Source organism: Nonomuraea sp. NPDC050643 (genome assembly GCF_040654715.1).
GTDB lineage: Bacteria > Actinomycetota > Actinomycetes > Streptosporangiales > Streptosporangiaceae > Nonomuraea.
Genome location: NZ_JBFAIM010000029.1, coordinates 82,495 through 104,080, shown reverse-complemented (window position 1 = coordinate 104,080; position 21,586 = coordinate 82,495). Strand labels below are relative to the sequence as shown.

23 protein-coding genes are annotated in these 21,586 nt (G+C 71.5%); 9 read left to right on the top strand and 14 right to left on the bottom strand.

Translation table 11 applies throughout. The annotated features are described in order from the left end of the window. The first annotated feature begins 53 nt into the window (after window positions 1-53). Window positions 54-257 carry a hypothetical protein gene (locus AB0I15_RS33860; RefSeq protein WP_358104397.1) on the top strand — a complete coding sequence of 68 codons (204 nt, stop codon included), beginning with the start codon at window positions 54-56 and terminating at the stop codon, window positions 255-257. 82 nt (window positions 258-339) lie between these two features. Here AB0I15_RS33860 and AB0I15_RS33855 read toward each other — a convergent pair whose 3' ends face one another. Together AB0I15_RS33855 and AB0I15_RS33850 are read right to left on the bottom strand one after the other, a co-directional pair. Next, window positions 340-1,614 (bottom strand): ABC transporter substrate-binding protein, encoded by a 1,275-nt coding sequence (locus AB0I15_RS33855; protein WP_358104393.1) that lies wholly within the window; start codon window positions 1,612-1,614, stop codon window positions 340-342. A 208-nt stretch (window positions 1,615-1,822) separates the two neighbouring features. Beyond that, the gene (locus AB0I15_RS33850; RefSeq protein ID WP_358104389.1) at window positions 1,823-2,392 is read right to left on the bottom strand and encodes a helix-turn-helix domain-containing protein; all 570 of its coding nucleotides are present in this window, start codon (window positions 2,390-2,392) and stop codon (window positions 1,823-1,825) included. Between the two features lie 131 nt (window positions 2,393-2,523). Between AB0I15_RS33850 and AB0I15_RS33845 the strand changes: the two genes are divergently transcribed. Further along, window positions 2,524-4,827, top strand: a complete 2,304-nt coding sequence (locus tag AB0I15_RS33845; protein WP_358104386.1) for a M20/M25/M40 family metallo-hydrolase — start codon at window positions 2,524-2,526, stop codon at window positions 4,825-4,827. 17 nt (window positions 4,828-4,844) lie between these two features. On the opposite strand, the gene rox is transcribed toward AB0I15_RS33845, so the two are convergent. From rox to AB0I15_RS33830, 3 genes are all read right to left on the bottom strand, one after another. Next, complete coding sequence (gene rox, locus AB0I15_RS33840) at window positions 4,845-6,272, bottom strand: rifampin monooxygenase (RefSeq protein WP_358104383.1); 1,428 nt, start codon at window positions 6,270-6,272, stop codon at window positions 4,845-4,847. Window positions 6,273-6,470: 198 nt separating this feature from the next. Next, window positions 6,471-6,803, bottom strand: coding sequence for a hypothetical protein (locus tag AB0I15_RS33835; protein ID WP_358104381.1), 333 nt, complete (start codon window positions 6,801-6,803; stop codon window positions 6,471-6,473). A gap of 502 nt (window positions 6,804-7,305) precedes the next feature. Next, window positions 7,306-7,917 carry a TetR family transcriptional regulator gene (locus AB0I15_RS33830; RefSeq protein ID WP_358104378.1) on the bottom strand — a complete coding sequence of 204 codons (612 nt, stop codon included), beginning with the start codon at window positions 7,915-7,917 and terminating at the stop codon, window positions 7,306-7,308. Window positions 7,918-8,023: 106 nt separating this feature from the next. Here AB0I15_RS33830 and AB0I15_RS33825 point away from each other — a divergent pair, with 106 nt between their 5' ends. After that, window positions 8,024-8,974, top strand: a complete 951-nt coding sequence (locus tag AB0I15_RS33825) for an oxidoreductase (protein WP_358104375.1) — start codon at window positions 8,024-8,026, stop codon at window positions 8,972-8,974. A 99-nt stretch (window positions 8,975-9,073) separates the two neighbouring features. Here the strand turns inward: AB0I15_RS33825 and AB0I15_RS33820 are convergent, their stop codons facing one another. Next, window positions 9,074-9,787, bottom strand: a complete 714-nt coding sequence (locus AB0I15_RS33820; protein WP_358104372.1) for a TetR/AcrR family transcriptional regulator — start codon at window positions 9,785-9,787, stop codon at window positions 9,074-9,076. Between the two features lie 96 nt (window positions 9,788-9,883). After that, on the bottom strand, window positions 9,884-10,153 hold the full coding sequence (gene rpsO / locus AB0I15_RS33815) for a 30S ribosomal protein S15 (RefSeq protein WP_358104486.1): 270 nt from the start codon (window positions 10,151-10,153) through the stop codon (window positions 9,884-9,886). A 321-nt stretch (window positions 10,154-10,474) separates the two neighbouring features. Here rpsO and AB0I15_RS33810 point away from each other — a divergent pair, with 321 nt between their 5' ends. Beyond that, a complete protein-coding gene (locus AB0I15_RS33810; protein WP_358104368.1) occupies window positions 10,475-10,768 on the top strand; it encodes a hypothetical protein in 294 nt (97 codons plus the stop codon). Between the two features lie 29 nt (window positions 10,769-10,797). Here the strand turns inward: AB0I15_RS33810 and AB0I15_RS33805 are convergent, their stop codons facing one another. Beyond that, window positions 10,798-11,067, bottom strand: coding sequence for a hypothetical protein (locus tag AB0I15_RS33805; RefSeq protein ID WP_358104365.1), 270 nt, complete (start codon window positions 11,065-11,067; stop codon window positions 10,798-10,800). A gap of 5 nt (window positions 11,068-11,072) precedes the next feature. Continuing rightward, a complete protein-coding gene (locus AB0I15_RS33800; protein ID WP_358104362.1) occupies window positions 11,073-11,198 on the bottom strand; it encodes a hypothetical protein in 126 nt (41 codons plus the stop codon). A gap of 136 nt (window positions 11,199-11,334) precedes the next feature. Here AB0I15_RS33800 and AB0I15_RS33795 point away from each other — a divergent pair, with 136 nt between their 5' ends. Together AB0I15_RS33795 and AB0I15_RS33790 are read left to right on the top strand one after the other, a co-directional pair. Next, on the top strand, window positions 11,335-11,823 hold the full coding sequence (locus AB0I15_RS33795; protein ID WP_358104359.1) for a DUF5946 family protein: 489 nt from the start codon (window positions 11,335-11,337) through the stop codon (window positions 11,821-11,823). A gap of 119 nt (window positions 11,824-11,942) precedes the next feature. Continuing rightward, a complete protein-coding gene (locus AB0I15_RS33790) occupies window positions 11,943-12,287 on the top strand; it encodes a VOC family protein (RefSeq protein WP_358104356.1) in 345 nt (114 codons plus the stop codon). A 79-nt stretch (window positions 12,288-12,366) separates the two neighbouring features. Here AB0I15_RS33790 and AB0I15_RS33785 read toward each other — a convergent pair whose 3' ends face one another. After that, window positions 12,367-13,509 carry a histidine kinase gene (locus AB0I15_RS33785; RefSeq protein WP_358104352.1) on the bottom strand — a complete coding sequence of 381 codons (1,143 nt, stop codon included), beginning with the start codon at window positions 13,507-13,509 and terminating at the stop codon, window positions 12,367-12,369. A gap of 464 nt (window positions 13,510-13,973) precedes the next feature. Between AB0I15_RS33785 and AB0I15_RS33780 the strand changes: the two genes are divergently transcribed. From AB0I15_RS33780 to AB0I15_RS33770, 3 genes are all read left to right on the top strand, one after another. Then, window positions 13,974-14,978 carry an LLM class flavin-dependent oxidoreductase gene (locus AB0I15_RS33780; protein WP_358104349.1) on the top strand — a complete coding sequence of 335 codons (1,005 nt, stop codon included), beginning with the start codon at window positions 13,974-13,976 and terminating at the stop codon, window positions 14,976-14,978. A gap of 74 nt (window positions 14,979-15,052) precedes the next feature. Next, window positions 15,053-16,282 (top strand): MFS transporter, encoded by a 1,230-nt coding sequence (locus tag AB0I15_RS33775; RefSeq protein ID WP_358104346.1) that lies wholly within the window; start codon window positions 15,053-15,055, stop codon window positions 16,280-16,282. Window positions 16,283-16,370: 88 nt separating this feature from the next. Further along, the gene (locus AB0I15_RS33770) at window positions 16,371-17,351 is read left to right on the top strand and encodes an SDR family NAD(P)-dependent oxidoreductase (RefSeq protein WP_358104343.1); all 981 of its coding nucleotides are present in this window, start codon (window positions 16,371-16,373) and stop codon (window positions 17,349-17,351) included. Between the two features lie 22 nt (window positions 17,352-17,373). Here the strand turns inward: AB0I15_RS33770 and AB0I15_RS33765 are convergent, their stop codons facing one another. The 4 genes from AB0I15_RS33765 to AB0I15_RS33750 all read right to left on the bottom strand — a co-directional run bounded on the left by AB0I15_RS33765 (window position 17,374) and on the right by AB0I15_RS33750 (window position 21,584). Further along, window positions 17,374-17,865: a DinB family protein gene (locus tag AB0I15_RS33765; RefSeq protein WP_358104340.1), complete on the bottom strand. Its 492-nt coding sequence runs from the start codon at window positions 17,863-17,865 to the stop codon at window positions 17,374-17,376. Next, complete coding sequence (locus AB0I15_RS33760; RefSeq protein ID WP_358104337.1) at window positions 17,862-18,485, bottom strand: class I SAM-dependent methyltransferase; 624 nt, start codon at window positions 18,483-18,485, stop codon at window positions 17,862-17,864. Before AB0I15_RS33760 ends, AB0I15_RS33765 begins: the two co-directional genes overlap by 4 nt. Window positions 18,486-18,655: 170 nt before the next feature. Next, window positions 18,656-20,473, bottom strand: coding sequence for an RICIN domain-containing protein (locus AB0I15_RS33755; protein ID WP_358104334.1), 1,818 nt, complete (start codon window positions 20,471-20,473; stop codon window positions 18,656-18,658). 151 nt (window positions 20,474-20,624) lie between these two features. Next, window positions 20,625-21,584 carry a nitronate monooxygenase gene (locus AB0I15_RS33750; RefSeq protein ID WP_358104331.1) on the bottom strand — a complete coding sequence of 320 codons (960 nt, stop codon included), beginning with the start codon at window positions 21,582-21,584 and terminating at the stop codon, window positions 20,625-20,627. Between the last annotated feature and the right edge of the window lie 2 nt (window positions 21,585-21,586).

The window sequence follows — 21,586 nt, the reverse complement described above, 5'->3', positions numbered from 1 at the left end:
ACGGTGAATCGCGAAGCCCGGGCCGGCGACCGCGGCGACCCCCGGTGACGCCGGTGGACGACCTCACGAACGACGCCGCGCACTGGCATCCGCAGACCGGCGAGGTGTGGCCGTGCGAGGCGAGGGCGGCCGACGTCTGGATGCACCTGGCCTTCGACGACGAGCGGCGGCTCATGCCGGCGGCGGCCCGGATGCCCGCCGGTGTCCGCCGTGAAGGGCCGCCGAGGCTGGTGAACCGACCAGTGCTTGCTTCGTGACCACGCGGTGCTCCGGCCGCGACTCGGAGCACCCGGGCATGACCACCCGCCCGCCTGACGGTGGCCGGGTGGCCCACGCGCCTCAGCCCGCGAGCAGGGCGTTGGTCTCGGTGATGAACTTCTGCGCGGCCTCGTCAGGGGTCATCCGGTCGAAGATGACCTCTTCGGAGTACCGCTTGAGGATGCTCTCCATGGCGCTGGAGCCCTTCGGCGGCGCGGCGGGCGGCTCGGTCAGCTCGCCACGGATCTTGTCCACGAACGCCATCGTCTTCTGGTCCGCGGCCGGCAGCTTGGCACTGACCGCCTCCAGCACCTTGTCATTGGCCGGCAGGCCGCGGTCGCTGAGGATGACCTGGCCGGCCTCGCTGTCGTTGATCATGAAGTCGATGAAGGCGGCGGCCTCGGCCGCGTGCTCCGACCGGGCGGAGGCGGTGTAGAACATGGCCGGCTGCAGGAACATGCCGCCGGTCGCGGCGCCCCTGAGTTTCGGCATCCGCAGCAGCTCCAGGTTCTGGCCCGACGCCTTGGTGGCCGCGCCGAGGACGTTGCTCCACATCATGGTCGTCGCGCCGGTGTTGGTGCCGATCAGCGTCTGCTCGATGCCGGCCTCGTAGATCTCGGTGCTCTTGGCGGCGTCGGGGGAGCCCTTGGCCCTGATCAGCTTCTGCGTGATGCCCCACCAGTCCTTGATGGTCTGCTGGGAGATGCCGAGCTTGTTGCCGTCGTAGAGCTGCTCGCCCTTCTGCGCGGCGTAGATCTGCAGGTACGCGGGGTGCCAGATCAGCTGCGTACCCGTGATCTTGCCGCCGCTCCCGGCGGTGACCTTGGAGCACAGCTCGATGAAGTCCTCCCAGGTCCATGAGCCGTCGTCGGGAAGCGCGACCTTGGCCTGCGCGACCAGGGCCGGGTTGATCACCATGGAGAAGGCGTTGACCCCGGTGGGGATGGCGTACTGCTTGCCGTCGACGACGCCGGTGGCCAGCACCTCGCCGTCGATGTCGGCGGTGCTGACCTTGGAGGCCAGGTCGGCCAGCGTGCCGCGTTCGGCGTATTCGCGCAGGGCGCGGATCTCCATGGTCATGACGTCGGGCGCGTCCCTGGCCGCGACCTGCGTGGACAGCCGCTCGTAGTAGCTGGGGAAGTCGGAGACCTCGCCCTCGACGTCGATGGCCGGGTTCTTCGCCTCGAACTTCGCGATCGCCGCTTCGGTCATCTTCTGGCGTGCGTCGCCGCCCCAGTAGGAGAAGCGCAGCTTGATCCTGCCGTCGCCGCTCTCGCCGCCGCCGCAGGCCGCGGTGGCCACGAGGACGACGGTGGCGAGCAGTGCTTTCGACCAGATCTTCTTGCCAGAGCTCACGGCTCTACCTCCGGTGGGTCTGCTGTTGGGGGGTGGAAGGACCGACTTCGGCACCGAGGCGCCTCTAGCACGGATCAAGGATCCGACGTTAGCGCGATGATCGACCCACGTCACGACAAATGCTTACTCGCCGCTGTCGTCCTGCCGCAGAAAGTTCCGCGCGGGCGTGAATGATCGGCAGAGTCGTCGCACTCGGCGACCCCGGGTGTCAGGCCGTGGGGTCCTCGGAGGCGGGCATCGTGAAGAACCTCAGGAACAGCGGCCGTGCGCCGGGCGACGCGTCCTCCGGCGTGCGGCTGAATCGGGACAGCAGTTCCATGTACGCCTCGAAGAACTCGTCGAGCTCTTCCCGGGTCAGGTGGGTGAGCCCGCGGGACGCCCTGGCCCACTCGCCGTAGCGCCGATGGTCGCTGAAGAAGCGCCGGGCGAGTTCGAGCTCCTGGTCGACCTTGAACTCGGTGATCTCGTCGAGCAGCTTCTGCGACTCCTCGTCCACCTCATCCGCCGAGGGCCACCTCAGGTCGGCGCTGATCTGCCGCCACCAGCGCTCCCTTCCGGTCGACCGCTCGGGGATCTCCTCGATGAACCCGTTGTGCTCGAGCTGGCGCAGGTGATAGCTGAGCGTCCCGGTGTTCTCACCGAGTGCCCGGCCGAGCGTGGTGGACGTGGCCGGGCCGTGGACGCCGAGATGCCGCAGGATCCGCTGCCGCAGCGGATGGCCGAGCGCCTTGTGCGCACCTGGATCACTGAGCTGCCGGATCGCCCGTCTGTTCGCCACGCTGCGATCTTACAGCCCCGTCGCAGCATTGCAGAATTTTCGCTGCAGCATTTCTTCTGCAATACTCCGTCGCGATGATCCCGATGCCACCACAAGAGGACATCTGGGACGCGAAACCCGGGAGCGAACGAATGACACCAACGGCAGCGGACGAGCACACATCGGGACGGAGCTCACTCACCGGCGGACTCGTGGCCCTGTGCGTGCTCCTGCTGATCGCCATCGGCGCGATCATGGACACCACCCCCACCGCGGTGAGCCCGGCCGGCGCCCCCGACCGGGAGTTCAGCGCGCAGCGGGCCTTCGCCCAGATCGAGCGCTTCGCGGTCGCGCCCCACCCCGTCGGCTCGGCCGAGCACACCCGGGTCCGCGAATATCTCGTCGGCGAGTTGCGACGGCTCGGCCTGCGGCCCGAGGTGCACGAGGCGGTGGGCGTCGCACCGCGTGGCGAGCCGGGCGAGCCCGTCACCGCCGGGCGCGTCTTCAACATCGTCACCGTGATCCCCGGGACGGCCCCCACCGGCCGCGTCTTCGTCACCGCCCACTACGACTCGGTCCCCGAGGGGCCGGGCGCCAACGACGACGGAGCCGGTACGGCGGCCGCCATCGAGACGGCCAGGGCGCTGGTCGCGGACGGCACACGATTGCGCAACGACGTCGTGTTCCTCATCACCGACGCCGAGGAGACCGGGCTCCTCGGCGCGGAGGCGTTCGTCAACGAGCACCCGCTCGCACAGGGGCCGAGCGTGGTGCTCAACAACGAGGCGCGCGGGTCCAAGGGGCCGGTGCTGATGTTCCGGAGCACGGAGCCGAACGCCGGCCTGATCTCCATGTTCGGCTCGGCCGCGACCATGCCCGTGGCCGACTCCGTGTACGCCGAGCTCATGAAGCTGCTCCCCAACGACACCGACTTCACCGCCTTCGCACCCGGCGGGATGTCCGTGCTCGACTCCGCCTACGCCAACGCGGGCACCCTCTACCACAGCGTTCTCGACGACCCCGCGCACGTCGATCTCGCGACCCTGCAGCAGATGGGCGACAACACGCTGGCGCTCGCGCGCGCGTTCGGCGGCACCGACCTGGCGCGCATGACCACCGGGGACGACCTGGTCTACTTCAACCTCCCGCCCGGCCTGCTGGTCCGCTATCCGGCCTGGGCGGCCACCCTGCTGGGCGGCGTCGCCCTGCTGGCGGCACTGGCGCTGGTCTTCCTGGCCCGCCGCCGGGGTGCGGTCACGCTGCGCCACACGCTCCTCGGCGCCGCGCTGGCCCTGATCCCGATCGGGCTCGGCGTGGGCGTCGGCGTCTCCTTCTGGGACCTGCTCAAGGTGCTCCGGCCCGGACTCAGCGGAACCGCCACCACGACGCCGTACCGGCCGGAGCTGCTGTGGCTCGCCGTGCTGATGCTCGCGGGCACGATCCTGGTCGCGTGGTACGCGCTGCTGCGCCGCCGTGTCGGCGCCGCCGAGCTGGCGCTGGGCATGCTGACCTGGGCGGCCCTGATCGGTCTCGGACTCGGCGTCGTCTCGCCGGGGGCGTCGCACCTCGCCGCCTGGCCCGCCCTGGGGGCGGCCCTGGGCGGGCTGGCCGCACTCCGCTGCCCGCCGCGGTGGCGCGTCCTCGTCCTCGCCGCCGGTCTGGTGCCGGGCGCCCTGATCCTGCTGCCCAGTGCGTGGAACACCCTGCCGACGGGCCTGCAGTACGTGGGCTACGCCCCCATGCCGCTGGTGATCCTGTTCGGCGGCCTGCTGCTGCCGTTGATCGAGACGGTCCGGCCTCGCCGGCGTCCCGCGCTGATCCCGCTGACCGCGCTCGTCGTCTCGATCGGCCTGGTGGCGGCGGGCCTGCTGGCCGAGCGGATCGACAAGGAGCACCCGCGGCGGACCAGCCTCGCGTACGGCCTCGACGCGGACACCGGCCAGGCCGTCTGGCTGACCTCGAAGGCGCCCGACCAGTGGGCCCGCCGCTACGGCGGCGCCGACGCGACCGGCCGGCCGGAGGCGGAGCTGTGGGGCGGCGGGTCCAAGCTCCTCAGCCCGGCCAAGCCCGCCGAGCTGCCCGCGCCCTCACTGCGGGTGCTCGCGGACACGACCCGGCAGGGCGTACGGACCCTGCGCGTCCGGATCCACTCCGAGCGCGGGGCGAGCATGGTCGGCCTGCGGGTGGACGGGGGCACCGCGACGGTGCGCTCGCTGACCGTCGCGGGCCGTTCCATCACGGCCGACCCGGCCGGATTCGTCTTCCACGCTCCGGGACCGGCGGGACTCGAGGTGTCGCTGGCCGTGCAGGCGCCCGGCGGCGAGATCCGGCTGCGGGTCACCGACGTGAGCCCGAATCCGCGGGAGATGTCCGCACTTCCCGGCTTCATCACCCCACCGGACTGGCTGTTCCTCGGTGACACCGAGATCTCCGTCACCAAGGCCTACACCGTTTGACGCCGGGGCGGGGTCCCTCAGTGGCCGGCGGCGCCGAACCACTGGGGGAGCCGGCCGAGCAGGTCGTGCTGGTCTGCACCGACCCACGCCACGTGGCCGTCCGGCCGCAGCAGCGCGGCGGGCACGTCCAGGTCCTGGCCGCCGTCGACGACGTGCTCGACCCGGTCCGCCCAGCCCGCCACCGAGAGCCGGCCGGCCGGGTCGAGCAGCAGCCCGCGTCCGCCGCGCATCAGCTCGTAGAGGCGGCCCCGCTTCAGCGCCACGTCGCGCATCCGCCGGCCGAGCAGATCGTGCCCCTCGCCGAAGTCGTAGCGCACCCCGATCGCGGTGATCTTCTCGATCAGGTAGCGGTGCACCTCCTCGAAGTCCATCAGTTGCGCCAGCAGCCGCCGCACCGACTGGGGTCCCGGTTCGAGGGACAGCAGTTCCATCTGGGCGCGGGTGTTGTCCAGCACGTCGGCGGCCACCGGGTGCCGTTCGGTCTGGTAGCTGTCCAGCAGCCCCTCCGGCGCCCAGCCGTTGACCTCGGCGGCCAGCTTCCAGCCCAGGTTGAAGGCGTCCTGGAGGCCGAGGTTGAGCCCCTGCCCGCCGGTCGGCGGGTGGATGTGCGCCGCGTCGCCGGCCAGCAGCGCCCGGCCGGCCCGGTAGCGCTCGGCCTGCCGGGTGGCGTCGCCGAAGCGGGACAGCCAGCGCGGAGAGTGCGCGCCGAAGTCGGTGCCCGCGTAGGCGCGCAGTTGCCGCTCGAACTCCTCGAAGGCCGGCGAGACCGAGCGGTCCTCGGCCACCCCTTCGGCGGGCACGACGACGCGGTACACCCCGTCCCCGAGGGGCATGGCGCCGAACCGTAGCTGGGTCCTGCGGACTTCCGCGACGACGGCGGCGATCGCCGCCGGCTCCTCGGTCAGCTCCATCTCGCCCAGCAGCGTCTCGACCGTGGAGGGCTCGCCGGGGAAGCCGATGCCGAGCAGCTTGCGCACCGTGCTGCGGCCGCCGTCGCAGCCGACGAGGTAGCGCGAGCGCAGCCACGTGCCGTCGGCCAGCTCGGCGCTCACCCCGTCCTCGTCCTGGGTGAGCCCGACCAGCTCGCAGCCGCGCCGGATCTCGGCGCCGACCTCGGTGGCGTGCTCGCGCAGCAGCCGCTCGGTGACGGTCTGCGGGATGCCGAGGACGTACGCGTGCGCGCTGTCCAGCCGGACGGGCGCGGGCTTGCCGATGCCGGCGAAGTAGCCGCCGACCGGGTGCTGCCGGCCGTGCTCGAGGAAGCGCTCCAGCAGGCCGCGCTGGTCCATCACCTCGATGCTGCGCACGTGCAGGCCGAGCGCGCGGACGTGCCTGGTCGGCTCCGGCTCCTTCTCCAGCACGAGCACGCGCACGCCGTGCAGCCGCAACTCACCGGCCAGCATCAGGCCGGTAGGTCCGCCCCCGGCGATGATCACGTCGATCATGAAACCCCCTTGTTGGACAAGGCCGCCTTCCGGCCGACGATTCTGCGGCACGACCCCGGTCTTGCGGCAAGTCCCCCGCCGCGCTATACGTTGAAAGTGGCGGGAAGAACCTTCTTGTCCGCATTCGGGGCCTTGGTCAGCCGCAGTCGGGGATGACCGCGCCGTCGTTGTCGCGGGCCTCGTCGTTGCCCCACCGGCTCAGGGAGTACGCGGGCACATAGGCCCGCCCACTTCCCCGGGCCCGCGTGACGTGAGCGCGGGATACCGTGCCACGAGCCGGCTCCACACCGTGTCGGCCGAGGTGCCGCTGGTATCGAGCAGCAGATCGGGGTCGGCACAGAGCGGGCCCGCCAGGAGCTGCCCCAGGGAGATGCCGACGGGCCGGGAGCGCCGGTGCCTGGCGCCGGGTGTGCCTCCGGCGCATCCGCCGGGGACCGTCCGGTAGGACTCGTCCACGCCGACGCGCAGGAACGGGATCTGGACACGGCGGACAACGGTGGACTTGCCCGCCGCCGAAGGGCCGTTGGTCACGATGCACACGCTGGGGCCGGAGGAGTCCCTGCCATCGCAGGCAGACGGCGGTCGTGCCGTTCCGTACGGCTACCGCCACGTGAGCATAGGAGCCGCGGTAGGTGGCGGTCTTCTTCGGGTGACGCGCGGCGAACCGCTTGTAGAAGAAGGAGTCGTCGGTGTCGCTCCCGTTCCGCCCGCTGGTGATGACCTGCACCCCCGACCAGCCGCCACGGTCGAAGGCGGACACGGTCGTCTCTCCCTCCAGCCCCTCACCCACGGTGCCGCTCGCCGGGCCCGCGCACCGACGAGCCTCGCCTGCGGCCTGGGCCACCAGGCGGGCCGCTTGCGCCGCGTCGGGCATCAGCATGAACCGCGCGTTGACGGGCGGGTCGGTCTTCAACCGAGTGACCAAGGCGGGAAAGGCCTGTGGCTCGGCGGGTGCCCGGGAGCGAACGTGTTCAGGCAGAGCTGGAAGACGTCACCCACACCGGGGAAAGGCGGCTCCCCGCGCAGCCCCCGGTCAGGGGGTGGTGCGCGTCGAGGCGAGCGCCTGGTCGTACAGCTCCATGACGTCGCCGGTGCCGTCGCGGGCGATCCAGGTGTCGGTCGCGACATCCATGCAGGCGAAGGAGACGGCGATGACGGTACGCGCCTCGTGGTCGGCGGCGGCCCCCTCACGACCCGCGATCTTCATGCGTTCGCGGACGATCGGCAGCAGGTCGGCCTGCCAGCCGAGGCGTTTGTGAACGTAGCCCGCGCGAAGGGTGGGCACCTCGAAGAGCAGCCTGGCCACGGTGATCGTCGCTCCGGCGGCCCGGTTGGCCTCCAGCAGGGCCGCGAACGCGGTGCGCAGCGCGTCCCACGTGGAGACGTCCGCCGGCTGCTCTTCGACGGTCTTCCTGAACAGCACGCCGAGTACTTCCTGGTCTCCGCAGAGAAGATCCTCCTTGGTCCCGAAGTAGCGGAACAGGGTGCGCTGGGACACCCCCGCTTCGCGGGCGATCTGGGCGGTCGTCGTCTCTTCGTACCCCTGGGTCGTGAACAGCCGGATCGCCGTGTCGACGATCTCGCGGGCGGCCATGCGCCTCGATCGTTCCCACACGGAGGGAGGGTCGCCTGCCGTCTGTGTCATGACACCAGGTTATCTCGCTGCCCACCTGGCACTCATATGCAATCTGACAATGACTGACAGAATGGCGTACGCTGCTAGCCAGGTCCCGATTTCAGGAGGTATTGCCATGTCTCGCCATGCTTGGACCGCCGAGGACGTCCCCGACCAGCGGGGACGTACAGCTGTGATCACCGGCGCCAACACCGGGATCGGCTTCGAGGCGGCGCGGATCCTCGCCCGGCGCGGCGCCACGGTGGTGCTGGCCTGCCGTACGCCGGCCAAGGCCGCCGACGCCGCCCACCGCATCCGGGCCGCCGCGCCGGACGCGAACGTCACCACGTTGCGGCTGGATGTGGCGTCCCTGGCGTCGGTCCGCGAGGCCGCCGAGGAACTACGCGCCGCGAACCGGCCGATCGACCTGCTCATCAACAACGCGGGCACGTACGGCGCCACGGAACGCGCGGTCACCGAGGACGGCCTCGAAGCGACGTTCGCCACCAACCATGCCGGCGTGTTCGCGTTCACCGGATTGGTGCTGGACCTGATGCTCCAGGTGCCCGGCTCACGGGTCGTGACGGTCAGCAGCCTCGCCCACCGGCGCGGCGACCTCGACTTCGACGATCTGCAGTCCCAGCGGAAGTACACCAGAGACTCCGCCTATGCCGGCTCCAAGCTGGCGAATCTGATGTTCACCTACGAGCTGCAGCGCCGGTTGTCCGCATCCGGTGCGCACACCGTCTCCCTCGCCGCGCATCCGGGCGTGGCGCGTACCGACTTCGTCCGGGACTTCAACCCGGTCCTCCGCTTCCTGTCCGGGCCGCGCGCCAGAATGCTGACCGGATGGATGATGCACGACCCGGCGGCCGGCGCGCTGGGCATGGTCCGTGCCGCGGTGGACCCGCGGGCGCGGGGCGGCGAATACTACGGACCGCCCCCGGCACGCGCCCAGCTCACCGGCCGTCCCGTACGAGTCGAATCCAGTGCCGAATCTCACGACGTCACCGCGCAGGGCCGCCTCTGGCGAGAGTCCGAGCGCCTGACGGGCGTCAGCTACCCCCTCGCGCAACTGCGGTCGTGAGGAACTGGCCGGCGTCGACTCGAACCACTTCCGGCCACTGATCGCGGCCGCCACGCCGATGGTGTTCCGGCCGATCGACACACGCGGTTGTTCCGTTGATCACGTTGCCTCCCCGGAGTGCCCGGCGCCGGAAGGCCGGGGTCGTACAGGGGGTCTGCGCGCGTCAGGAGCGGGCGAGGCCCCGGACGACCCCAGCAGCGGCAGCCACGCCTCGTCCACGATCTCGGCCATCGACTCCTCCGGCACCGCGCGCATCGTCATGAGCATGTCGTGGCGCAGCAGGTCCAGTGGCAGGTTCACCACGCGGGACGAACGCGGCACGTCGGGCAGCTCGCCGCGCTCGACCGCGCGGGCGACGATCGTCTCGAAGGCGGTCGGCAGGCCCGGCGGCACGAGAGTGTCGCGCAGCTCGCCGAGGCTGGTGCCGGTGGCGCGGAAGTAGTCCTCCAGTTGCACGCTCATCAACGTGATCATGCCGGCGCGGTCGGCGTTGGCGTTGCGCAGGAAGCCGATCGCGTCGTCGCGCAGGCTGCCGGTGTCGGGCACCTCGATCGGCCGCCAGAACCTGGTGAGGGTGGCCAGCAGCAGGTCGTCGCGCTGGGGCCAGCGCCGGTAGAGCACCGGGCGGCTGGTGCCGGCGCGGGCGGCGACCGCTTCGTAGGTGAAGCCGGGATATCCGTGTTCGAGCAGCACGTCCCAGGCGGCGTCGAGGAGTGCGTCCTCGAGCGCGGCGCCGCGCCGGCGGGACGCGCCACCGTCGGCACGGCCGTCCGCCGCCCGCTCCGGCTCGATCGGCTCGCTCCTACGATTCACTCGCGTATCTTATCCGCCTGCGGGTTCCGCCGCACCGAGCGGGCGTTTCACCGGTGAGCGCGGCCGGGGCGCACGGCCGGCCCCGGCCGCGGAGGTTCACCGGCGCAGCCCCAGACGAGCGATGAGAAGCCGATAACGCTGGACGTCGGTCTTGCGGAGATAGCCGAGCAGCCGACGCCGACGGCCGATGAGCAACTGCAGCCCGTGCCGGCTGTGGTGATCGAGTTGGTGGGTCCGCAGATGGGCGGTGATGTCGGAGATTCGGTGGGTGAGCAGTGCGATCTGCACCTCCGGCGAACCCGTGTCGCCCTCGAAGGTGGCGTACTGCTCGATGATCGCTTTCTTACGTGTGGCCTCAAGCGCCATGATCTCCCCCAGGAGTTCGGTCAGCGCACGCGCCGAGCCGCACCGGCTTTCAGGGGCGGGCGGGCAGGTCCGCGCTGACCACGTGCTCTTCGCGGTCGTCGGTCGGATCGGAGAACATGACGGCTCCTTCCCGCTGGCGTACGGCCCCTGCCGGGCCAGCCGCACGATATCAGCGTGCGCGGCAGGGAATCGACCGCATTTCGGGCGGCGGCTCCGGCGGGGTAGAGCGCTTTCTGGGACGATGTGGGCATGGGCGGAAGGGGCCAGGTCCGCGTCCCGGAACTCGGCACGCCGTCCGAGCCGTGACCCCAGGGAGACCCCATGAAATGGTGGCCGGTCCTCGCGGTGGCCGTCGTGTCCACGGCCCTCGCCATAGTGATCAACTTCGCGACCGAGTTCCCCGCGGTGTGGGCGCTCTGGGCCGGCGTCGCCGTCCTCACCCTCGCCGGCGCCTACCTCGCCCATCGTGCGACCCGGCCGCGCGGCCCGGCGCCCGGGGACCCGCCTGACGGCGGGGTCGTCAACACGATCGGCGGCGACGTGTCGGGCACGGTGATCCAGGCCCGCGACATCACCGGTGGCCTCAACCTGCCCGGCGGCAAAGATCAGGCCTGACCCTGGCGGCCCGGCGACGGAGGCCGGGCTCAGGCGGTGCCGGAGCCGTGCCTCGTGTCTGGTTCGTGGAGGTCGGCCAGCTCAAGGCCGAGGTCCTCCAGCAGCCGGGTCAGCTCGTGCAGTTGGTAGTAGCCGGGCACACGCCCCACGGCGGCGCCGTCCCGGGTCACGAGGTACCAGACCTCGCCCGGCCGGACGTCGGGGGAGCACATCTGGACGAAGATCCAGTGCACGGTGCCGGGCCGGACATCGACCGGCTGAACGCGCAGGCCCCCGGGGCCTTCGAGGTAGCGAGCCATGGCGATCAGCCGGGCGGGCAGAACCGCGGCAGGGCGGCCGGCCTGCGTTCGCGCGAGCCGGCGTCGAGGGCTCGAAAGGCTTCGCGTACGGGTGCCGGCGCAGCCTCTGTCACCTCGTGCTGCTCATCCATGAACTGACGTTACGCCATGGTGCCCGCTTCGTCACCTAACAGCCCCGTCGTCCTTTGGAGGACGCCGCCTCGCCCAAGGTCGTCGGCCGGAAACCCCGTCGACAGGGCCGCTTTCGGCCGCCTAGGGTTGCAGATCATGACAGAGAGCCCCGCCGGCGGTCAGTGCGACTGCGGCGCAGCCGCCGGACCGCTGGGCGCATGCGTGGACTACTACCACGCCGTTCTCTCTGAGGAGCAGGCCGACCCGCACATGTACCGGTGGCACGCGCCCGTGGTCTGCGCGTATCTCCTTCAGCATCCTTCCACCGCCCACGAGAAATACCTCGACGGTCAGTTCCGCCAGCTCCAGCTCTACGTGGACAAGGGCCTCGACGCGCTGCTCCGGCTGGCGTCCCACCAGGTGGCGCGGAACAACCACCGGGCACGGGCGGGCTACGACACAAGCCCGTTGGCGGCGTACGAGCCGCTCCCGTCAGGCGGGCCTCCCAGGCACTTCCGCGCCACGTTCCGCGGGTTGCCGGTCAGGGACGGCAGCTTCGTGGCCGACGGGCATCTGGCGTACGGGCGCCGCATCGAGGCCATCGCCGAAGCGACCGTGGTGGCCTGGAGATCCGTCCGGGCCTGATCGGCGCGGTGGATCGGCGCCCCGCCCGGCCGTGTCGCCAGGGACAGCCTTGCCGGTCGCCGATGAGTTTCGGTGATGGGAGTGGTCTCACCCTCGAAACGAGGAGAGGAGTGGTCGCGGTGGACTTGTACAGCGTGATGTGCGTCCGTGAGCTGGCGAGATCGCAGAAGTGGTTCGAGGTGTTCTTCGGGCGGCCGGCGGACGAGATCATCGGCGAGGAGTACCTGTGGCAGGTCGCTGAGAACGCGTGGGTCGTCATCGACGACCGGCAGGTGCGGGCCGCGCGGGTGGGCGGCACCATGATCACGCTCGGCGTGACCGACCTCGACGACATCCTGGCCCGGCTGGCCGCGCACGGCATCGAGCACGAGCCCGTCGAGACCTACGGCAACGGCGTACGCCACGTGGAGGTCCTCGACCCGGACGGCAACAGCCTGTCGCTCGCGGAGGCCCCCGCCCCATAGCCGGGGGCGATCCTCGGCGATCCTCGGCGACCGCGTACCCGGTCGCCTGCGGGACGGCCCTGCCCGAGCGCCATGCTGGTCATCGGCCGCCCCTCCGCGTCGCCGCAGCGGCGTCGTGACGTCGGCGGGGGAGCGTCGCGGCCGTCCGGAACAGCCCGTCCTCCTGCTCCACCGTCAGCTCGCCGCCCTGGGCCGCCAGCCGGTCCTGGAGGGTGGCGAGCCCGCTGAGCCTGGGAGCCTCCGCCTCGCGCACGCCGTCATTGGCGACGGCGATGCCCGTGTCCGAAAGGGTGATCCACACCTGCTCGGCCTCGGCATGGCGCAGGATGTTGGTCGTCGTCTCCCGGAGTACCTGGCCGAGCAGCTCACCCGCACGGGCGTCGACCTCGGCCTCACGGTCGACGCGCACGCGGATGCCCGCGGCCTCGAAGAGGTTCTTGGCGTTCTCCAGCTCCGCGGACAGGTTGAGCCGCCGCTGGTCGTAGGCGAGCTCCTTGGTCTGGGCGATGGTGTCGCCGACCAGGGCGCGCACCTCGTCCAGCTCCTGCTCCGCCTGCTCGAGGTCGCGGTGCAGCAGCTTCTTGGCCAGCGCGAGCTTCAGCTTCACCACGTGCAGCGTATGGCCCTGGATGTCGTGCAGGTCGCCGGCGAAACGTACGCGCTCCCGCATGACGGCCACCTCCGCCTCGCGTTCCCGTGCCTTCTCCAACTCCCCGATCAGGTCGTGGACCGCGTACACGAGGAGCGCGAAGACGACTCCGCCCAGGGCCACGCACGCGGCGACGAAGACGTGCTGGACCAGGACGTCGGCCGCGTCCTCGCGCGCCACCACCAGTTTCACCGCGAGCACGGCGACGGTGAAGGCGGCGATTCCCGCGCCCACCGTCCACCGGTGGCGCGGCAGTTCGAGAATGCTGATGGTGGCCACGACGGCGAAGCCGTAGGCCGGCGCCGTGACGTCCGCCGCCAGCACTCCGACGAGCCAGACGGCCGCGGTGACGATCAGGCCGGGAAGCGCGACGCGGGAGAACCGGCCCACGGTCCACCGATTGACGACGACCAGGGCGGCGCACAGGCCCACGCTCATGAGGAGCGCGTCCCGCCAGGAATGGGTGTCGCGTGCCACCAGCAGCGCCCCGACGGCCGAGATCGCGCCGGACACGGTGTGAATGGTGAGTTTGCGCAGCCGGCCCTGTGTCTCCTCGGTCTGCTCGGACGTCATGCGCGCCCCTTCCAGGCTCGTGTCCACGGCCACCCGCGCGGACCGGCGACTCGCTCGGACATGGGCCGAACCGGGGGTGCTCTCCGTGACCGGGCGCCAGGGGTGCGCCCCAGTCTGCCTCCGCCCCCGCCGCGTCCACCAGTGACACTACGTCATGAGTTCACCTGCGGAAACGTCACGCGAACGGTGCGACGACCGACCGCACCGAAGGCTCGTTTCCACCCCCGAATCCCCCCATCGGATCTCACCGGCCACCGTGGAGCTTCGCTCGTCGCGCCACGAGCGTGGCGGCCCACGGGCTCGGCCTGAGCGGCAGAGGTCGCCGTCGGCTCACCCTCGCCGCCACTTCGGCGAAGACGAGGGATCAGGTCGGAGGGTTGAAGTCACGATCACCCATGATGGCGGTGATCACGTCCAGGTGCCAGGGAGCCCGATGCCGCCCGCCCCTGGGTAGAGTCCGCCCTGTGGAGGTCTACCTGCTGATCCTCGGGGATCACCTGCCGGATCCACGTACCGGACAAGCGCCCTCCGAGCCAGATCGCATCCGTGCCATGGTCGACCAGGCCGTCGTGGCCGAAGAGGCCGGGTTCACCGGCGTGGCCATCGGCGAGCACCACTTCACCCGCTACATCATCTCCGCGCCGGAGCTCCTGCTCGCCACGATCGCCGCCCGCACCACCACCCTGCGCCTGTCCACCGGCGTCACCCTGCTGGCCCATCACGACCCCGTCCGCGTCGCGGAAGAGCTCGCCACCCTCGACGTGCTGTCCAACGGACGGGCCGAGCTCATCGTGGCCCGCGGCGTGTCCAAGGAGACCGACGTCGCCTTCGGCATCGCCCCCTCGGACCTGCGGCCGCGGTTGCACGAATACCTGCGGCTGCTGCTGAAGCTGCTGCAGGAGGAGAACGTCACCTGGCGCGGCACGTTCCGCAGCCCGCTGGAGAACGTGACCACCGCGCCGCGCCCGATCCAGCGACCGCACCCGACGCTGTGGGTCGGCAGCGGCTCGGCGGCGTCCGCGGACTTCGCCGCCGAGCTGGGAATGCCGCTCATGCTGCCCAGCACCCTGCGCGACCCCGGCGTGTACGTCGACGTCGTGGCCGGCTACCGGCGGGCCGACCCCGGCCGGGTCGCCCTGCCCAGTCACGTGTTCGTCGCCGAGAACGGCGCGCGGGAACGGTGGCGGCCCTACCTGGAGGCGTACGCCTCGTTCGCCAGCCCGTGGCGCGGTGACGGCAACGCGATCGACGTCGACCTGTTGATGGAGGGCGCGGCGATCTGCGGCGATCCCCATGAGGTCGCCGATCGGCTCAACGCCCAGCAGACGCTGCTGGGCCTGGACGCGCACCTGGTGCTGATCGACATCGGCGGCCTGCCCCGGGACGAGGTGCTCGACGCGATCCGGCTGTTCGGCGACAAGGTCATTCCCGAGCTCAGCGGCGGCGCCCGGCGAGGAACCCGACCCTGATCGAGAAGGACCGCCGGGTACGGCACCGCAGGTCATGACGCGCCGGCCGGCGAACGGGCGGTAACGTACCGCGCGTGAACGACTACATCACGTCACCGGCGCTTCGGGGCCGGTGGGGTGTGCTGCTGCTCTGCTGGGCCTCGCTCACCATGACCTCCGTCGACCGTTCCGCCTGGGGTCCCTCGTCGCTGCAGGCGGGCGCGGCGCTGGGGGTGTCGCTGGCCGGGCTGGGGGCGTTCGCGACCGCGTACTACGTCGGCTACGTGCTGTCCAACATCGGCGGCGGCCTGCTCGGCGACAGGCTCGGGGGCCGGGTCGTGCTGTCGGGGTCGCTGTTCATGGCCGGCGGGTTCATGGTGGCGTTCGGGTTCGTGCCGTCGGCCGGGGCGGGGATCGCCGTGCAGGCGCTGATCGGGCTGTGCGCGGGCGCCGACTTCGCGGCCGGCGTCAAGCTCATCACCTCCTGGTTCGGCGAGCGGGAACGCGGGCTGGCGATGGGCGTGTTCACGATGGCCACCTCCCTCGGCACGATGATCGCCAACGCGGTCGTGCCCCGGCTGATCCAGAGTTACGACTGGCGGGCCTCGTACCACCTGTTCGGGGTCGTGTCGATGGGGCTCGCCCTGCTGTGCCTGGCGCTGCTGCGCGACCGGCGTGGCCCGTCGGTACGGCCCCCGCCACTGCGCGACCTCGTCCGCGACCGCGACCTGCTGCTGCTCGGCCTGGCCGGGTTCGGCGGGGTGTGGGGCACGTACGGGTTCGTGACCTGGTCCAACGCCCTCATGGTGACGGGGCGGGGGATCGACCCGGTGGCGGCGGGGACGGTGGTCGTGGTGTTCGCGGCGGCGGGCGCGGCGGGCAAGCCGGTCATCGGCCTGGCCACGGACCTGGCGGGGCGTGGGCGCAAACGACCGGCGGTCGCGGTGCTGGTGGCCTTCGCGGGCTGCCTGCTGATGTTCGGCGGCTTGGAGTCGGAGACGGCGTTCCTGGCGATGGCGGCGTTCGCGGGGCTGGGCGCCTACCTGTACTCGCCGTTGCTGGTCGCCATGGTGCCCGGGCTGTCGGGGGCGGCGCTGGCGGGCTCGGCGGCGGGCGGGACGAACGCGCTGGCGCAGTTGGGCAGCGTCACCGTGCCGGTCGTGGTGGGGGCGGTCTACCAGGCCACCGGCTCCTTCTCCGCCGCTTTCGCCACCCTGGCCGTCGGCCCCCTCGCGGGCGCGGTCGCGTTGTCGTTCGTCCGCGAACCCGAAACCCCCGCCCGCCGCCGTGCGCCTTCCCTTGCAAAACGGAACCGTGTTCCGTAAAGTAATCGGAGCGGCGTTCCGTTTTCGTCGCGGGCTGACCCGCCTTCCAGGGCACAGCCTTGCCGATCATGATGAGAGGACAGGTCCCATGACGCACAAGCAGCACCCCATCGGATCGGGATTCACCGCCGCCTCGACGGCGGACGAGGTCCTCGCCGGCATCGAGCTGGCCGGGAAGAACGTCATCGTCACGGGCGGCCACTCCGGTATCGGTCGCGAGGCCACGCGCGCGCTGGTCAAGGCCGGCGCGTCCGTGACCGTGGGCTCACGCGACCCCGGCCGCGCCAGGACGGCGCTGGCCGGGATCGAAGGCGTCGAGGCCGACCGGCTGGACCTGATGGACCCGGCATCGATCGACGCCTTCGCCGGCCGCCGGCTCACCTCCCGCCGTCCGCTCCACATCCTGATCAACTGCGCCGGGCTGCCGGCGCCCGAGAAGCTCGAACGGGACGCTCGCGGCTACGAGGCGCAGTTCGCGACCAACCATCTGGGCCACTTCCAGCTCACCCTCGCCCTGCTGCCCGCGCTGCGCGCCGCCCACGGCGCCCGCGTGGTCAACGTCACCTCCGGAGCGCAGCGCTTCTCCGACATCCGGTGGGACGATCCGCACTTCGACGACGGCTACGACCCCCACGCGGCCTACGCGCAGTCCAAGACCGCCAACGTGCTCTTCGCCGTCGAGCTGGACCGCCGATGGGCCGAGGACGGGATCCGCGGTTACGCCGTACACCCGGGTGTGGTCGTCGGCACGAACCTGAACGGCGCGGCGGGCCAGGACAGCCTGCGGGCCATGGGACTCATCGACGCGTCCGGTCGGCCGATCATCGACCCCGAACGGGGGAAGAAGACCCCGCAGCAGGGCGCCGCCACGATCGTGTTCGCGGCGGCGAGCCCCCTGCTGGCCGAGATCGGCGGTGTCTACCTGAAGGACAACGACGTCTCGCGCCTCGACGACGAGCCCAGGCCCCTCACCGCGCAGAGCATCCCGTCCGAGGTCGCCTCGCACTCCATCGACCCGCGCTCCGCCCGGCGGCTCTGGGAGCTGAGCGAGAAACTGCTCGATGCCTGAGCCCATCGTCCACGACGCGCCCTCAGCGGCCGGTGGCGCCGTCGATGAGCTCGCGCAGGATGTCGGCGTGCCCGGCGTGCCTGCCGGTCTCCTCGATCAGGTGCGCCAGCGTCCAGCGCCAGGAGGGCGCGCCACGGCCGCCGGAGACCGGGCGCGGGCCGGGCAAGCTCAGGTCGGTGCAGGCGGCGATCTCCTCGTCCGCCCGCGCGGTGGTGGCGCGGTAGGCGGCCAGGACCGCCTCGACGGTCTCTTGCGGACCCGGCTGGAACGTGGCCTCCCAGTCGCGGACCGGCCGGCCGAGCAGCCAATACCGCTCGACGTGGGTCAGGTGGGTGACCAGGCCGAGCAGGTTCGTCCCCGAGGCCACACCTGGGGTGCGGACCTGCGGTTCCTGGACGCCCTCGACCTTGGCGGCCACCGAGGCGCGCAGATAGTCGAGGAACCCCCACAGCACCTCCTTCTCGCCGGCCCCGGTCGCCGGCGGGCCGGTGTCGTGCCGGCGCGTCCCGCTCATCCCCGGCCTCCGGGGTTCCGGCGGACCACCAGCACGTTGTCGGTGACGATCGCGGTCCGGCCCCCCGGCCCGGTGGCGTGCCGCTGAGGCATGTCCGCGCGCTCGATCGACCACTGGCGGGGCTCCAGATCGAGTTCCGCGGCCACCTCCTCCGGTGTGGGGTAGCGCAGATCCGGATCCTGGTTCCAGGACCACGGCGCGGTGGATCCGTGATCGACGATCACCAGCCGCCCACCCGGGCGCAGGGCCTCCGCGGCGGTGCGCAGCACCCGCGCCCGCGGAAAGTCGAAGGGCGTGTGGAAGTACTGCGCGGAGATCAGGTCGAATGCCCCCTCGGGGAACTTCAGGGACACGTCCACGCACACGGCGACGATCGGCAGCCCGTCGGCGTCGGCCCGCCGCCGTAGCGCGTGCACCGCCGTGGCGGAGATGTCCGCCGCGGTGACCCGCCACCCCTGCCGGGCCAGCCACAGCGCGTCGCCTCCGCCGCCGCACCCCAGATCAAGGGCGGCACCCGGCGGGTACGGCCCGGCGATCTCGGCGAGCAAGGGGTTCACGCGTACCTGCGCGGCGGGGTGTGTGCGGTAGTGCTCGTCCCAGAAATGCGCGGCTTCGTCCATGGCGGTCATCGTTTCGCTCTCGTGTGGGCTGCTGGGTCGGCACCACTGTCCCGCCGGCCGCAGGAGAACGCACGAAAACTTGCCGGATCGGCAAGACGCCGGCCCTGAGCGGGTCCCCGCTCCTTCCGCGAGCGGCGGGCGCGTGTGCCCGCCGCTCGCGGTGACCGGTCTTACACGGGTGCGAGCGACCAGAAGTGGTTGTCGTTGTTGCCCGCGAGGGTCTGCTGGTCGAGGACGGACAGCGCGGCGGTGGTCATGTTGAGCGCCTTGTTGCTGTGCTGGTTGACCAGGACGTACGTGCCGTCGGCCGCCCGGCGCAGCCGCCACGTGAGCGTGGTGCCGGTGAAGGCGCCGCACGCCGACTGGACGATCTGGGTGCCGTCGGCGTCGGTCGCCGACTTCAGGTTCAGGCACATGCCGCTGTTGGCGTTGATCAGGTGCCAGGCGTCGGCGGCGATGGTGGCCCTGCGCAAGGTCCACCGCTGGCTCGTGGCGCCCGAATGCGGCTTGTGGACGACCGACGCGCCCGCCGTCGTGGAGGCGTCGAGCACCTCGGCGTTGTCCCGGCTCTTCACACCCGTCAGATGGTAGGTCTGGCCGGCCTGCGGACCGGGCTCGGTGCTCCGCGTGAACTTCCAGAGCTGGTCGGCCGTGCCGGTGTAGGGGCGCTGCTCCAGAGGCGCCGGGTGGGCGCCCGTGACCGTCAGCGCCAGCCCCGACAGCCAGTTGATGATCGCGTAGCTGCCGTCCGCCTGCGGGAGGTACGCCCAGCGCATGCCGTCCTGGCCGTTGCAGGTGTACTGCAGGACCTGGGTGCCGGAGGTGGTGCCGCTGTAGGCGCTGTCGGCGCACAGCCCGCCGGCGGCGTTGGTGAGCTGGAGGCCCGTCCGGTAGCTCATCAGCCACTTCTGGCTCCGCGCGCCGCTGGGCGGGCGCTGGCTCAGCCTGGTCAGCCTGGCGGTGGAGCCGTCGATCGGCTCAAGGGCTCCGCCGGTGGACACGTTGGTGATCACATAGGTGGAACCGACCGTCGGGTGGGCGGTGGCGTCGACGGTGTCGCCCTTGACGAGGAAGTCGTTGTTCGCGATGTTCCAGTGGGTCGCGAGATAGCTGCCCGCGGTGGGGGCCAGGCTGAAGTAGTCGTCGCGGTTGCAGTCGGGCAGCCGGCGGTCGTTCCACTCCAGGCAGTTGAAGGTCGGGGTGCCGCCGTAGCACATCATGCTGAACTGGTCGCTGCAGTGCCCGCTGTTGTCGGTGTGCGGCGCGCTCGTCTGTACGGCGCCCAGCATGTGGCCGAGCTCGTGGGCGATGGCGTTGGGGCCGAAGCAGTTGGCCGTCGCGTCCACCCGGGCGTAGGCGAGCCTGGTGTTGTTGTAGTTCTCGGCGCCGGGCCGGTCGTCGACGTAGCGCTGGCCCACGCCGCAGACGACGGTCGACTCGGTGAGCATCAGGTACCTGCGGTCGGCCTTGTCGTACCCGAGGGCCTTGACGGCGGTGATGCCGTCCGCGAACGTGACCAGGGACCCCACGGGCACCTCGACGCGGCGGACGGCGATGCGGCACCCGCCCCCGCTGACCGCCTCGGTGGCGTAGCGGATGTGCCGGCTCTTGCCGTTCTTCGCGGCGGCGTCGTTGTAGACGTCGTCGGCGTTGGCCAGCCAGGCCTGGAACATGGGCGAGAGCAGGTCGTAGCGGTCGGGCATGGCCGGCTCACGGACGTAGAGCACCTCGACGCGCTTGCCGCTCACCCCGTCTCCCACGCAGGGGATGCCGGCGGGCGCCGCGAGCGCCGCCGCGGTCGCCTGGTTCCTGGTGAGCCGGGACTCTTCGGCCCGCGGCCCGGTACGCTCGCCGAGCCGCGCGCCGGGGAACACATCGTTCTCGCAGGTCACGTCGGCCGCCATGCCCGCGCACGGGTCGGCCGGAGCCGCCGCGACGGGGGAGGGGGCGAACCCGCCCGCCCCCGTGACGATCATGAGCGCTGTCACGGCTGCGAGCGCTGTTCGTCTTGCTAACACCTGTGGAGCCTCCCGGATCATGCACCACCCGGTCTGGGCGGAAATGCGATGATCAACTTACCTGGTTCGGACTTGCTGACCAACAAGGTCAATTCGCCCGTCGAGGCTCTCTGGCAGGGGGTCAGCGGCGTCCCGCCCGGGTCAGCGCGTCCTCGGCCTGGGCGGCCATGGCGGTGACCAGGTCCTCCGCCGAGGGCAGGTCGGTGATGAGGTCGACGGCCTCGCCCGCCCACACCGGCAACGGGGGGACCGCGCCGCGGGCCACGTCGTCCCGGTAGTCCTGAAGGGCCTGGGGATCGGCGGCGAGCTCGGCCTCCCGGCCGCGCCAGCGGTCGAGGTAGGGGTGCCCGAGGGTGCGGGCGGGGTACTTCGACGGCCAGGCGGAGCCTCGTGCGACGTCCAGGACGGTGCTCCGCTCGGTGTCCTGGCCCCGCCCGTCGACGATCGCCCTGGTGATCGACGGATCGACCAGGGCCTCGGTGGTGGCCTGGAAGCGGGTGCCGACGAGCGCTCCGGCGGCGCCCAGCACGAGAGCCGCCGCCACCCCGCGCCCGTCGGCGATCCCGCCCGCCGCCAGCACCGGCACCGGAGCAACGAGATCCACCACCGCGGGCACGAACGGCAACGTGGACCGCCCGCGCGCCGCTCCGTGCCCGCCGCTCTCGGTCCCCTGGGCCACGATCACGTCGGCGCCCAGGTCCACGGCCTGCCTGGCCTCCTCCAGATCGGTGACCTGGAGGATCAGCAGCGCCCCCGCCCCGCGGACACGCTCGGCGTACGGGCTCGGATCGCCGAAGGAGAGCATCACGGCGCGGGGGCCGTAGCCCAACGCCAGCTCCACCGCGGCGAGGTCGATCCCCCAGGTCAGGAATCCGACGCCCCACGGGCCTTCCGTGCCCGCGACGATCGGCACCTCACGTGCCAGCCACTCCGGGTCCCCGTACGCGCCGCCCAGAATCCCGAACCCGCCGCCCCGGGAGACGGCCGCGGCCAGCGCGCCACCGGCCGACCCACCCATCGGCGCCAGCGCGATCGGGTGGCGCACGCCGAGCATCTCCGTGAACACCGTCGACAATGTCATGC

What these genes read in the sequence shown, in the direction of transcription:
- AB0I15_RS33845 (WP_358104386.1), top strand. Translation starts at nt 2,524, where the DNA reads ATGACACCAACGGCAGCGGACGAGCACACATCGGGACGGAGCTCACTC.
- rox (WP_358104383.1), bottom strand. Translation starts at nt 6,272, where the DNA reads ATGATCGACGTGATCATCGCCGGGGGCGGACCTACCGGCCTGATGCTG.
- AB0I15_RS33830 (WP_358104378.1), bottom strand. Translation starts at nt 7,917, where the DNA reads ATGACACAGACGGCAGGCGACCCTCCCTCCGTGTGGGAACGATCGAGG.
- AB0I15_RS33825 (WP_358104375.1), top strand. Translation starts at nt 8,024, where the DNA reads ATGTCTCGCCATGCTTGGACCGCCGAGGACGTCCCCGACCAGCGGGGA.
- rpsO (WP_358104486.1), bottom strand. Translation starts at nt 10,153, where the DNA reads ATGGCGCTTGAGGCCACACGTAAGAAAGCGATCATCGAGCAGTACGCC.
- AB0I15_RS33810 (WP_358104368.1), top strand. Translation starts at nt 10,475, where the DNA reads ATGAAATGGTGGCCGGTCCTCGCGGTGGCCGTCGTGTCCACGGCCCTC.
- AB0I15_RS33805 (WP_358104365.1), bottom strand. Translation starts at nt 11,067, where the DNA reads ATGGCTCGCTACCTCGAAGGCCCCGGGGGCCTGCGCGTTCAGCCGGTC.
- AB0I15_RS33800 (WP_358104362.1), bottom strand. Translation starts at nt 11,198, where the DNA reads ATGGATGAGCAGCACGAGGTGACAGAGGCTGCGCCGGCACCCGTACGC.
- AB0I15_RS33795 (WP_358104359.1), top strand. Translation starts at nt 11,335, where the DNA reads ATGACAGAGAGCCCCGCCGGCGGTCAGTGCGACTGCGGCGCAGCCGCC.
- AB0I15_RS33785 (WP_358104352.1), bottom strand. Translation starts at nt 13,509, where the DNA reads ATGACGTCCGAGCAGACCGAGGAGACACAGGGCCGGCTGCGCAAACTC.
- AB0I15_RS33770 (WP_358104343.1), top strand. Translation starts at nt 16,371, where the DNA reads ATGACGCACAAGCAGCACCCCATCGGATCGGGATTCACCGCCGCCTCG.
- AB0I15_RS33765 (WP_358104340.1), bottom strand. Translation starts at nt 17,865, where the DNA reads ATGAGCGGGACGCGCCGGCACGACACCGGCCCGCCGGCGACCGGGGCC.
- AB0I15_RS33760 (WP_358104337.1), bottom strand. Translation starts at nt 18,485, where the DNA reads ATGGACGAAGCCGCGCATTTCTGGGACGAGCACTACCGCACACACCCC.
- AB0I15_RS33750 (WP_358104331.1), bottom strand. Translation starts at nt 21,584, where the DNA reads ATGACATTGTCGACGGTGTTCACGGAGATGCTCGGCGTGCGCCACCCG.